This is a genomic window from Lentzea sp. NPDC055074, from assembly GCF_053608005.1.
The window spans coordinates 422,950-435,790 of sequence record NZ_JBSGUQ010000006.1; the positions used below are offsets into that span (position 1 = coordinate 422,950).

The window sequence follows — 12,841 nt, forward strand, 5'->3', positions numbered from 1 at the left end:
CTACTGTGGCCGCATGACTCTCACCCGCAGAGCCGAGATCTTCCTCAACGTGCACGGCCATCGCCAGTACCCGCTCGGCGAGGAAGTGCGGGAGACCGAGGCAGACCGGCGCGGGGAGTACCAGCAACGCTGGGGAGGTCTCGTCCTGCCGCCCGCGCTGGAGTACGACGGTGGCCCGCGTCGCCTTGAGGCCGGCCTCTCGCAGGAAGGGCCCGGCGGCCAGTGGTTCGAAGCGGGACCCGTCCGGACGGCGTTGCCCTACACGTTCCTGATCGGGCCGAAGGGCGAGTTCGGCGTCGAGGACGACGTGCTGGTGGTGTTGCACGAGTCAGTCGAAGGCTGGGTGGAGGCATTGGCGCTCACGAACCACGCCGTCCCGCTGGCGACCCGGATCACCAAGGTCGTCGGCGAGGACGTCGACCTCGATGGCTACGAGCCGCTTCCCGAGGTTCGCGGGGCAGCCGACACCTGGTGGCGACGAGGAGACACCCTCGTCGCCGTGCACACCGGCGAAGCCCGCCTCTTCGACGCACCACACCTGCGGGTGACCCGGATCTTCGAAGGGATCAGCTGGGGGATCTAGCCCTCGCGCCACCCGTTCGTGATCGGCAACCGCCGGTCCCGCCCGAACGCCTTGTTCGAGATCTTCGTGCCCGGCGGGTACTGCCGGCGCTTGTACTCGGCCTTGTCGACCATCCTCAGCACCCGGTCGACCAGTTCGGGCGAGTGCCCGGCGGCCAGCAGCGCGTCGTAGCCCTTGTCGTCGTGGACGTAGTCGTCGAGAAGCGCGTCGAGGATCTCGTAGTCCGGCAGCGAGTCGGTGTCGACCTGGCCGGGGCGCAGTTCGGCGGACGGCGGCTTGACGATCGAGTTCTCCGGGATCGGCGGGGTCTCGCCGCGCTTCTCGGCCTCGGCGTTGCGCCAGCGGGCCAGGTCCCAGACCAGGGTCTTCAGCACGTCCTTGATCGGGGCGTAGCCGCCGACCGCGTCGCCGTAGATGGTCGAGTAGCCGACCGCGAGCTCGGACTTGTTGCCCGTCGCGAGCACCAGGTGGCCGTGCTGGTTCGACAGCGCCATCAGCAGCATGCCGCGGCACCGGGCCTGGATGTTCTCCTCGGCGAGGCCCGTCAGCTTCAGCTGCGAGACGTACACGTCGACCATCTCGCCGATCGGCTCGGTGGTGAAGTGCAGCCCGGTGCGGTCGGCCATGTCGGACGCGTCCGAGCGGGAGTGTTCCGACGAGTAGGAGGACGGCATCGAGACGCCGTAGACCGCGTCGGCGCCGAGGGCGTCCACGGCCAGAGAGGCCACCACTGCCGAGTCGATGCCACCGGACAGACCGAGCACCACGGACCGGAAGCCGTTCTTGTGCACGTAGTCGCGCAGGCCCGTCACGAGTGCGTGCCACACCTCTGCCTCATCGGACAGCGGCTCGAACACGCGAGGAGCGGGCAACGGCTCGTACGCCGGGACCGCATCCGAGAGGAACACACGGCGCACGTAGAAGTCGCCGATCTGGCCCTGCTCGTACTCGCGGCCGCCCGGCACGTCGAAGTCCACGAACATCAGGTGCTCGACGAACTGCGGCGCGCGCCCGACCAGTCGGCCCTCCGCGGACACGACGAGCGAGTCGCCGTCGAACACCAGCTCGTCCTGGCCGCCGACCAGGTTGCAGTAGGCGAGGGGTGCGCGGGCCTCGGCGGCACGGCGCGCGACCAGCGGCAGCCGCAGGTCGTCCTTGTTGCGCTCGTACGGCGAGGCGTTGGGCGAGACCACGACGTCGACGCCAGCGTCACCGAGTGCGGTGATCGGGCCGCCGTCCTGCCACAGGTCCTCGCAGATCACCATGCCGACCTCGACGCCGTTGATCCGCACGATGTCGAGCGACGACCCCGGCTTGAAGTACCGGCGCTCGTCGAACACGCCGTAGTTCGGCAGGTGGTGCTTGCACTGCCGCGCCACGACACGTCCGCCGTGCAGCACGGCGACGGCGTTGCGCGGGCCGACGGAGTCGTGCTCCAGGTACCCGACGACGGCGGCGACGTCACCCAGGCCGGCCTCTTCCAGCGACCCCGCCAGCGTCTCCAGCGCCTCCGACGACGCGCGCGCGAACGAGGTGCGGATCGCCAGGTCCTCGACCGGGTAGCCGGTCAGCACCATCTCGGGGAACACGGCGACGTGGGCGCCGCCCTCCCGGGCCTTGCGCGTCCAGTCGACGACCAGCGACGCGTTGCCCTGAAGATCACCAACAGTGGCGTTGACCTGGGCCAGCGCGATCCGAAGCTGCGGCATGCCCTCATCATCTCCCATACCATCGGGCTGTGGCCCGTCTCTTGAGCGTGTTGCTCGTCATTCCGCTGCTCGCGTCCTGCACGTCGATCGTCGAAGGGGCCGCCAAACCAGGCGTGACCTTCGAAAAGGTCGGTCCGGCAGGGGTCGTTCCGGCCGGTTTGGAGGAGTTCTACGGCCAGCAGCTCGCCTGGGAGAACTGCGAGCCGTACGCCACGACGGGGTCGAGCCGCGACGCGTACGGCAAGAGGCGTGACGTCGAGTGCACCCGCCTGAAGGTTCCCCTCGACTACACCAAGCCGACCGGCGACACGATCACGATCGGCGTGCTCCGCTACAAGGCCACGGGGCAGAAGATCGGCTCGTTGCTGACGAACCCCGGCGGCCCCGGCGCGTCCGGCATGGCGTCGGCCGCCGGCATGGTCTCGGCCTTCCGCAAGACCGACCTCGCGGCGAGGTTCGACCTCATCGGATTCGACCCGCGGGGCATCGGAGCGAGCGAACCGGCGGTCAGCTGCCTCACCGGACCGGAGCGCGACGCGGAGCGTTTGGACCTCGACATCGACACTTCTCCGGCCGGAATCGCCCAAACGGAGCAAGAGAACAAGGCATATGCCGAGAAGTGTGCCGCCGGTACAAAATTCGGGGCTTCAATGCTCGCCAATTTGGGCACGCGGGACGTAGTTAAGGACATGGATGTCCTCCGCTCTGCGCTCGGCGACGCGAAGCTGAGCTACGTCGGGTACTCGTACGGCACCCGCATAGGCACTGAATACGCCGAGACCTTCCCCCAGAACGTGCGCGCGCTCATCCTCGACGGTGCCGTCGACCCGACCCAGGACCAGCTCGCGTCGCTGGTCGCCCAGGCGGCCGGCTTCCAGAAGGCCTTCGACGAGTTCGTGAAGTGGTGCCGAGAGAAGAAGGACTGTCCTCTCGGCCCCGACGCCAACGCCAGCTTCCGGCAGCTCACCACACCGTTGATCCAGAAACCGGTGGACGTGGGCGACCGCAGGCTGTCCTACAACGACGCCATCACCGCAGCGATCCAGGCGATGTACTCGGAACAGCTGTGGCCGATCCTGCTCACCGGCCTCCAGGAGCTGACCAAGGGCAAGGGCACCACGCTGCTGCGCCTCGCCGACGCGTACTACGACCGCGACGACCAGGGCGAGTACTCGACCATCACGGACGCGTTCAACGCCGTGCACTGCGTTGACGACGCACGGCTGACGGACAAGAACGCGCTCCTCGAGACGCAGAAGCAGTACAAGGCGGCGGCGCCGTTCCTCGACGACGGCAACCCTCCGGGCGCTGCTCTCGACTCGTGCGCGTTCTGGCCGGCACCGGTCACCGCGCGCACGGGCCCGCCCAAGGCCGACGGCATCCCGCCGCTGCTGGTCATCTCCACGACCGGTGACCCGGCCACGCCCTACGAGGCGGGCGTGAACCTGGCCAAAGCGCTCAACTCGCGGCTGCTCACGTTCGAGGGCGTCCAGCACACGGTCTTCCTGCAGGGCGACCAGTGCGTGGACTCCGCCGGTGTGAAGTACCTGATCGACCAGACGTTGCCCGCCGACGGAACCCGGTGCGCCTAATGACGAAGAGGCGATCCCGAGTCACCGCGGCCTTGTTCGCCTTGATCGTTCTGCTCGGCACGTCCACGTCCTACGCGCGCATCGACGGCAAACCCGTCGCGGGCCGCAAGGGCATCGAACGCTTCTACGCGCAGACGTTGTCGTGGGGTGCGTGCCAGCCCTACGCGACCGATGCGAAGAGCAAGGGTCTGTACGAGCGCGAGGGCATCCAGTGCGCGCGTCTCGCGGTCCCGCTCGACTACGAGAAGCCGGACGCCGGAACGATCACGGTCGGACTGCTGCGCCGTCCCGCCACCGAGAAGGACCGCCGGGTCGGTTCCCTCGTGGTGAACCCCGGTGGTCCGGGCGGGTCGGGCATGTCGCACGTCGCGAACATGCAGGCCGGCAACCCGGTCGGCAAGCGGTTCGACGTGGTGGGCTTCGACCCGCGCGGCGTGGGGGCGAGCCAGCCCCGCGTCCAGTGCCTGACCGACGCGGAACGTGACGCGCAACGGCTGCGGCCCAAGGGCGAGAGCGCGAACCAGACCGAGCAGGAGAACAAGTTCTTCGTCGACCGCTGTGCCGAACGCAGCGGCATCGACCTGCTGCGCAACGTCGGCACGCGGGACGTCGTGCGCGACGTCGACGTGCTGCGCGCCGCGCTGGGGGAGAAGAAGCTGAGCTACCTCGGCTACTCCTACGGCACGCGCATCGGCACGTTGTACGCCGAGATGTTCCCTCGCAACGTGCGCGCGATGGTGCTCGACGGTGCGGTGGAGGCCAGCGCGGACAAGGTGGCCGCGTCCGCACGTCAGGCGCAGGGCTTCGAGGAGTCGTTCCAGCGCTTCGCGGGCTGGTGCGCCCAGCGCGACTGTCCCATCGGGAGGGACACGGCCGCGGCGGAGTCCAAGTTCCGCCAGATGATCGAGCCCCTCAAGAAGACCCCGATGCAGGTCGGCGACCGCAAGCTGTCCCACTCGGACGCGAACACCGCCATCATCCAGGCGATGTACACCGACCGGCTCTGGGAGACCGCGCTCAAGGGCCTCCAGGAACTGCGGCAGAACAAGGGCACCACCCTGCTGCAGCTCGCCGACCAGTACCTCGGCCGCGCCCAGGACGGCACCTACAGCCGCATCCAGGACGCGTTCGTGGCCATCCGCTGCGTCGACGAACCGCCGATCAAGGACCGCGCCACCCTGGAGTCCAACCGTCGGAGGCTGTTGGAACTGCTGGGCAACGACACCGTGCCCACCGACGAGACCGCGCTCGGCCCGTGCGCGTTCTGGCCCGCCCCGCACACGTCGGAACCGCACCCGCCCAACGTGACCGGACTGCCGCAGGTGCTGGTGGTGTCGACGACCGGTGACCCGGCGACGCCCTACCAGTCCGGCGTGGACCTCTCACGGGCGCTGGGCGCGCGTTTGCTGACGTACAACGGGAACCAGCACACGGCGTTCCTCGCGGGCATCGGCTGCGTGGACGGCGTGGGCACGAACTACCTGGTGGACCTGAGGCTGCCGGAGACCGACTCGGTCTGCTGACGACGTCTCCCGGGCAGGAGGACCGACCCCAGCGCTCCGAGCGCGCAGATCACCGCCGTGATCAGGAAGATCTCGTGGTACTCGGTGAGCAGCGCCTCGGTGAGCCCGCGCTGGTACTCGGCCATCTGCCGCTGGAACTCAGCGGGTTCCACGCCGAACGGCAGCGGTGTGTTCAGGTCTGCCGTGAGCTCGCGGAACCGGTGGAGTCCCCACGCGGACAACGCCGCCACACCGACGAGCATGCCCGTCATGCGCGCGACGACGACGAACGCCGACGCCACGCCGTGACGCACGGCGGGCACCACCCGCAGCACAGCACCGGACAACGGCGCGATGACCAGACCCAGCCCGAAACCGGCGATGGCCAGGTCACGCGTGAGCACGAGCCCGCTGACGTCCGCGGGCCACTGCGCGATGAACACGTACGACACCGACGCCATCGCAAGGCCGCCGAACGACACCCAGCGGTCACCGAGCCGTGACGCGAGGAACCCACCCAGGACCGCACCGACCGGCAACGCGATCAGGAACCGCGTCAGCAGCGTCGCCGCGGATGCCGAGTCACGGCGCAACACGGTCTGCGCGAACAACTCCACGTCGACCAGCGTCACCATCAACGCGGCACCGGCGGCCAGCGACACCCCGAGCACGGCCCAGAACGGCCGCCACTGCACACCCTCGGGATCGATGAGCCGCACGGCACTACGGCGTTCCCACAAGAAGAAGCCGCCCAGCACGACAAAAGCGGCGATGAGCGTCGGCCAGCCCCACGACGGCAGCACGGACTCGGCGGGCGTCGGGTTGTAGAGCGCCACCACCAGCAACGACAAGGCGAGAGCGAGCAACACCCCGCCCACGACGTCGATGCGCACCTCGCGCCGTGTGTTCGGCACGGTCCGTTGCACGACCACCATCGCGATGATCGCCAACGGAATGTTGACCCAGAAGATCCACCGCCAGCTCTGCGGCTCCCAGCCCTCGAACAACGGCCACGCGTTGAACAGCGACGCCACCGCGATGCCGTACAGCGTGCCGAGGACAGACCCCAGCTCCTGCGCGGCACCCACGGTCCCGAGCGCCGACGACCGCCGTTGCTCGTCCCACAGGTCCGCGACCAGCGCCATCGTCACCGGCAGCAACGCGCCGCCGGCCAGACCCTGCACGACCCGGCCCACCACCAGGAGCGGCACGTCGGCGGCGAGCGCCGTGACCACCGACCCCACCAGGAACCCGAGCAGCGAGACCTGCAGCACGAACCGCCGCCCGAGCCGGTCCGACAGCTGCCCGAGCAACGGCATGCCCGCCACGTACCCGAGCAGGTACCCGGTGACGATCGGCGTCGCCTGCTCCAGCTCGTTCACCGCGATGCCGAGATCGCGCACCATGTCCGTCAGGACGCCGACGACGACGTACGCGTCGAGCGCCCCCAGCAGCACGGCCGCGCCGGACGCGGCGAGAGCGAGTTTGCGCATTACGCAGGCGCTGTCACGGTGACGGGCTTGTCGAAGTCGGTCAGGCCGATGTCGACCTTCTGACCACCGGGGAGCTCGAACAGCGCGTTCTTGAGCTTGTTGTCCTTGTCGACCGAGAACGTCGCCTTCACGTCCGCGGAGATGCCCGGCACCAGCCCGGCCGCCACGTCCTTCGGCACCGTCGCCTCGACCACCGACACGTCACCGGACGACTTGGTCCTCGCGTCCTTGGCGCTGCTCAGGACCTTCGCCACGCCCTTGTCCGGGTTCAGGATCGCCGAGGGGTCGTAGACCTGCCCCGCGAACGCCGCCGGAAGCTTGGTGAACCCGCCGGTCGGGCCCTTGAAGTGCAGGTTCCCGCCGGTCAGCACGTACTCGACGGACAGCAGCTGCCCGCCGAACGTCACCTTGGCGTTGCCCTTCGAGTCCCCTGCCGAGGTGAGGTCGCCGTCGGCCTCCTTCACCGGCACGTCGGGGAGCTCACCGTCGACCTTGATGGTGAAGTGGACGCTCTTGACCGACTTCATCGAGTCGGCCGACTTCGAGAGCAAGGTCGCACCATCGGGGAGATCTCCCCCGGACGTGCAGCTCGTGAGCAGGGCGAGTGCGCAAACCAACAACCAACGGGCGGACATGCGTTGATCGTAGAGTCACCCGAGCCCTTAAGCTGCGCCCTATGGACCGCCAGCAGGAGTTCGTGCTCCGCACGCTAGAGGAACGCGACATCCGGTTCGTCCGGCTTTGGTTCACGGACGTCCTGGGCTTCTTGAAGTCCGTGGCGGTCGCACCGGCCGAGCTCGAGGGCGCCTTCAGCGAGGGCATCGGGTTCGACGGCTCGGCGATCGAGGGCTTCGCCCGCGTCTACGAGTCGGACATGGTCGCGAAGCCGGACCCCTCGACGTTCCAGGTGCTGCCCTGGCAGACACCGGAGGGCAGCAACTACTCGGCGCGCATGTACTGCGACATCACCATGCCGGACGGTTCCCCGTCGTGGGCCGACCCGCGCCACGTGCTGCGCCGCACGCTGTCGAAGGCCAGCGAGGCCGGGTTCACCTGCTACGTCCACCCCGAGATCGAGTTCTTCCTGCTCAAGGGCCTGCCCGGCGACGGCAGCGAGCCCGAGCCCGCGGACAACGGCGGGTTCTTCGACCAGACCTCGCACGAGACGGCCACGCACTTCCGCCGCCACGCCATCGAGGCGCTGGAGGCCATGGGCATCTCCGTCGAGTTCAGCCACCACGAGGGCGCGCCCGGCCAGCAGGAGATCGACCTGCGCTACGCCGACGCGCTGACCATGGCGGACAACGTCATGACGTTCCGCTACCTGGTGAAGGAGGTCGCGATCACGCAGGGCGTGCGCGCCTCGTTCATGCCCAAGCCGTTCTCCGACCAGCCGGGTTCGGGCATGCACACGCACTTCTCGCTCTTCGAGGGCGACCGCAACGCGTTCTACGACGACGAGGACCCGTACCAGCTCTCCGACATCGGCAAGCAGTTCGTCGCGGGCATCCTCAAGCACGCGCGCGAGATCTCCGGCGTCACGAACCAATGGGTCAACTCGTACAAGCGCCTGATCGTCGGCGGTGAAGCCCCCACAGCCGTGTGCTGGGGTCACGCGAACCGTTCGGCATTGGTGCGCGTGCCGATGTACTCGCCGGGCAAGTCGTCGTCCCGCCGCGTGGAGATCCGTTCTCTCGACTCCGCGTGCAACCCGTACCTCGCGTACTCGGTGATCCTGGCCGCCGGCCTCAAGGGCATCGAGAAGGGCTACGAGCTGCCGCCGCCCGCCGAGGACGACGTGTGGTCGCTGACCGACCGCGAACGGCGTGCGGCGGGGTACTCGAACCTGCCGCAGAACCTGGGCGAGGCGCTCACCGAGATGGAGAACTCCGAGCTGCTGCCCGAGGCGCTGGGCGAGCACGTCTACGACTTCTTCCTGCGCAACAAGAGGACGGAGTGGGACGCGTACCGTCGTAGCGTCACCCCGTACGAGTTGCGCACACTTCTCCCCATGCTGTGAGGCCAGGTACGTGCTCTCCGTGACTGAGGTACCCGAGTTCCAGCCGACGATCTGCGCGTGCACCGTCGCCACGGCGGCGGAGCTGCCCGCGGTCAAGGTCCTGTCCAGCTCGTTCCTCGCGGAGCACCCCGAGGGCAGGTTCGTCGCACTGGTCGTCGACGCGCAGCCCGAGCACTCGGGGCCGGGGCTGATGACGCCTCTCGACATCGGTGTCGGCGAGGTCGAGCTGCACGAGCTCGCGACGTCGCTGGACGCCTCCGGGCTCAAGGCCGCCATGGTGCCGCGGCTGCTGGAGGCGTTGCTGTCGCAGGGCATGCCCGTGCTGTACCTCGACCCGTGGGTGCAGGTGTTCGGGTCGCTCACGAAGCTCGTGCTGGAGGCGTTGCGCACCGCACCGGTCGTGATGTTGCCACGCACGTTGCGGCCGTTGCAGTCCGACGGGCTGCAGCCGGGGCCGTCCGACCTGCACGACCAGGGTGCGTTCGACCCCGGGTTCATCGCCGTCGGTCCGGGTTCCGAGCCCTATCTGACTTCCTTGGACATGCCGGCGATCGTGCCGCATCACGTCGTGCGTGACGCACGGGTCGGATTGTCCGTGTGGAACGTCGCGGACCGGCCGTTGCACCGCACCGAGTCCGGCTCACTGGCCGTGGTCGGCCAGGACCTGCTGACGGTGCACTTCCGCGGGTTCGACCCACGTCGTCCCTGGTTGTTGTCGGCCGATTTCGCGGAACGTCCCCGTGTGCTGCTCTCGGAGCACACGGAGATCGCTGAGCTCTGCCAGTCCTACCGCGCCGAACTGGTGCGCAACGGCTGGTCCGCGCTCCCGGTGCCGTACCGGTTCGACGCGCTGATCGACGGCACCCAGATCCCGTCCGAGCTGCGCGCCGACTACCGGACCTTCGTGCCGACGCCGCCGCCCGCGTTCGGCGAGGACGGTGGCGGCGGGTTCCTCATGTGGGCGTGCGAGCCGACCGAGACCGGCGGCACGCGCTGGGCCGACGCGGTGTGGCGTGCCGACTCCTCGCTGCGCCGGCAGTTCCCGGCGCCTTTCGGCGCGGACGCGGACGCCTGGCGCGAGTGGTGTGCCGGGGTCGGCGTCGCGTCCGGGCGGCTGCCCGCGCCCGCCGTGCCGCAGCCCCGGTCGGAAGGACCGGCGCTGCTCGACCAGCTCGGTGTGTCCGTCGTCGGCTCGGGGCCGCTGGCGGAGCTGATGCTCGCCGCCGCCCGTGCGTCCGGACTGCCCGTGTCGGCCGCCGCCGGATATCCCGTCGTGGTGCGCGCTTCTTCTTCGGACGAGGTGCCCGCCGGACGGTTCGTCGTCGACGTCGCGTTGGACGCCACGGCCGCGGACGACCGCACGGGCGTGAACGAACTATGGCTTTCCTCTGAGGTGTCCCGTGCCGCCGCCGAACGCATCGGCGGACCTGTCGTGCGTGTGGTGCCCGTGCCCGTGCGTGACGTCGGTGCCCGTGAGTTCGAATCCGGCGAAGTGGTGGTGTTCGCGGCGATCGCGGACCACGAGTTCGACAGGCCCGGCAACGTGCTGGGTGTCGTGTCGGCGTTCCTCACGGCGTTCCCCGATCGCGCCGACGTCGCGCTGCGGATCGCGGTGTCCGGTGCCGTCGAGCACCCGGAGGCCGCCGAGCGCCTGCGCCTCGCGACCGCCTCCGACCAGCGGATCTCGCTGGTCGAGGACCTGGACGTGGGTGCCGTCGCCGACGCGGTGGTGTCGTTGCACCGGGGAGGCGCGGACGACCGGATCGCGTTGCGCCTGGCCGAGCTCGCGGTGCGGGGAGTCCCCGTCGTCGCCTCGGACCACGGCGCCGTCGCCGAGCTCTTCGGCAAGACGGCGGTCCTCGTGCCGTGTCATCAAGGCGCCGAACCTGACGTGCAGGCCGCCGCGAAGTTGTTGCGCTCGCTGGCCGATGACCTGCCCACGGCCGCGGCGCTCGGTGCGGCCGGACGTCAGCACGTGTTGTCCGTGCGGTCGGTCGCGCGCGTGGCCGAAGTACTCCGCGAACGCGTCGAGCACGCGTACCGCGGGTGGCGGGCCCGCCGGCCGAAGGCCAAGGACGAGGTCGACCCGATGCTCGCCCTGCAGTCGGCCAAGCACGCGTTACTGCGGCAGCCGACCGTGGACGGTCCCAGCCGGACGCCGATGGCACCCGCGCTGCGCAAGGTCGTGCTGCGCGCCCTGGACCACTACGACAACCACATGCGCCAGGTGCTGCACACCCTGATCGACGGGGTCGAGCGCACGGTGTCCGAGCTGGTCAACCGGCAGGACGCGCTGAAGGCGGGCATCGGTGCCGGTGAGCTGGAGCTCCTGCGCGCCGAGGTCGAGCAGGTCGCGGCACGGCAGTCGCACTTCGTCGACCAGCTGGTCGGGGTCGACGACGGGGTCGTGCGCGTGCGCGCGGACATGGCCGGTCAGGGCCGCCGGCAGCGCGACGTCGAGGACGCGGTCGTCGCCGAGGCGGCCAAGCGCGCGAAGTCGGACGAGGTGCTGGCCGAGCGGATCGACAAGCTGACCGTGGCCCTGGACCGCACGCTCGACCGGATCGACTCGCTGGAGTCCAAGGTCGTCGAGGTGTTCCGCGAGCGCGACACGCGCCTGGACGCCGCCCTGCGCACCGCTCACCAGGCACAACAGACCGCGGACGCGTTGCGTCGCGTGGTGGTTCGTCAGCACGAGTCCGCGGGTGACGCGCCTGCCGTGCGTTCGTCGTTGGTGTTGTGCGACGCGGGCATGATGCGGCTGCCCTCCGACGACGCGTTCATGCTCCCGCTGTTGTCGTCCAACGGAGTGTGGGAGCCCGACCTCGCCGAGCTGCTCGATTCGGTGCTGGAGCCGGACGGGATCTTCCTCGACGTCGGCGCGTACGTCGGTTACCACTCGATTCGCGTGTTGTCCCGGCTCGGACTGATGGGCGCCGTTGTCGCCGTGGAGCCGGACGCGTCCGCTGCCGCGCTTCTGAGGCACAACGTCTCGGCGAACCTTCCTGCTGCTGTCGCCTCCCGGCTCACCGTGGTCGAAGGCGCCGCATGGGAGAGCGCGGGCGAGTTGGCCGCGTCACCGACGTTGACCGGTGGCGTGTCCGTGTCGCCGTTGGCCGAAGACGCCGGCGAAGACGTCGCACGGGTGAAGTCGCTCCGCCTGGACAAGGCGCTCGAAGACATCTCACTTGTGCAGGGGATGAAGCTTTCCGTCGTGCGGGTCGACACGCCTGGACGCGGACATCGCGCTCTCGCGGGACTCGTTCGGTTGTTGCGCCGGGACAGGCCGCACGTGTTCCTCGAGTTCTCCGCGACCGCGACCGCGGATCTCGGTGACGATCCGGTGACGGTGCTCAAGGAGTTCGGCGTCTGGGGCTACGACCTGGTGCCGGTCGCGACCCGCCAGGCCGCCTCGGCGGACCAGATCGTGCGGGCGATGGAGGGACTTCGATCCATCACCTTGTGGCTGCGACCGCGTCCGATCGGGGCCAAGCCGGCTGCTCCCGCGCCGTCCGTGCCGATCAAGCAGCCCGCTGACCAGGCGATTTGACTTTGATCCTCCCCGTGAGTAACTTTCTCCAGGTCGCAAGCGAGACCCCGGAACGAGCGGTTGACACCGCGGATCGGGCCGGGTAAAGTCTCACGGCGTCAAACCCCCAGAAGTAAATAAGCGGCCTAACGTGCTGTCCGGGATCTGAAAATGACCCCGATTTGACACCGGGAAAGCCACTCAGATAACTTCTGAACCAAGCCAAAAACTGAATGCGAAGCGAGTTTGCGCGGAGCCTGAATCGCCGGAAACGCCGATTTGACAAAGCGAAAACGAACTGGCTAAGCTTTCAACACAAGCCCCGAGAGAAAGCCTCCGGAAACGGAGACTGGAACCGGTGAGCGCGTGTTCTTTGAGAACTCAACAGCGTGCCGAAACACAGCCAGTAATAT

8 protein-coding genes are annotated in these 12,841 nt (G+C 68.9%); 5 read left to right on the plus strand and 3 right to left on the minus strand.

What is annotated here, in order from left to right; genetic code table 11:
- Positions 1–13 precede the first annotated feature (13 nt).
- A complete protein-coding gene (locus ACWF7A_RS17830; protein ID WP_452251524.1) occupies positions 14–583 on the plus strand; it encodes a hypothetical protein in 570 nt (189 codons plus the stop codon).
- Here ACWF7A_RS17830 and ACWF7A_RS17835 read toward each other — a convergent pair.
- Complete coding sequence (locus ACWF7A_RS17835; protein ID WP_452251525.1) at positions 580–2,292, minus strand: NAD+ synthase; 1,713 nt, start codon at positions 2,290–2,292, stop codon at positions 580–582. The two genes, ACWF7A_RS17830 and ACWF7A_RS17835, sit on opposite strands and share 4 nt — an antisense overlap.
- 29 nt (positions 2,293–2,321) lie before the next feature.
- Here ACWF7A_RS17835 and ACWF7A_RS17840 point away from each other — a divergent pair, with 29 nt between their 5' ends.
- Both ACWF7A_RS17840 and ACWF7A_RS17845 read left to right on the plus strand, forming a co-directional pair.
- Complete coding sequence (locus ACWF7A_RS17840) at positions 2,322–3,884, plus strand: alpha/beta hydrolase (RefSeq protein ID WP_452251526.1); 1,563 nt, start codon at positions 2,322–2,324, stop codon at positions 3,882–3,884.
- Positions 3,884–5,407: an alpha/beta hydrolase gene (locus ACWF7A_RS17845; RefSeq protein ID WP_452251527.1), complete on the plus strand. Its 1,524-nt coding sequence runs from the start codon at positions 3,884–3,886 to the stop codon at positions 5,405–5,407. Before ACWF7A_RS17840 ends, ACWF7A_RS17845 begins: the two co-directional genes overlap by 1 nt.
- Here ACWF7A_RS17845 and ACWF7A_RS17850 read toward each other — a convergent pair.
- Together ACWF7A_RS17850 and ACWF7A_RS17855 are read right to left on the minus strand one after the other, a co-directional pair.
- A complete protein-coding gene (locus tag ACWF7A_RS17850; protein WP_452251528.1) occupies positions 5,362–6,879 on the minus strand; it encodes an MFS transporter in 1,518 nt (505 codons plus the stop codon). The two genes, ACWF7A_RS17845 and ACWF7A_RS17850, sit on opposite strands and share 46 nt — an antisense overlap.
- Positions 6,879–7,514, minus strand: a complete 636-nt coding sequence (locus ACWF7A_RS17855; RefSeq protein WP_452251529.1) for an LppX_LprAFG lipoprotein — start codon at positions 7,512–7,514, stop codon at positions 6,879–6,881. Before ACWF7A_RS17855 ends, ACWF7A_RS17850 begins: the two co-directional genes overlap by 1 nt.
- 41 nt (positions 7,515–7,555) lie before the next feature.
- Between ACWF7A_RS17855 and glnA the strand changes: the two genes are divergently transcribed.
- Positions 7,556–8,899 carry a type I glutamate--ammonia ligase gene (gene glnA, locus ACWF7A_RS17860; protein ID WP_452251530.1) on the plus strand — a complete coding sequence of 448 codons (1,344 nt, stop codon included), beginning with the start codon at positions 7,556–7,558 and terminating at the stop codon, positions 8,897–8,899.
- A 19-nt stretch (positions 8,900–8,918) separates the two neighbouring features.
- Positions 8,919–12,449, plus strand: a complete 3,531-nt coding sequence (locus ACWF7A_RS17865; protein WP_452251531.1) for an FkbM family methyltransferase — start codon at positions 8,919–8,921, stop codon at positions 12,447–12,449.
- Positions 12,450–12,841 lie beyond the last annotated feature (392 nt).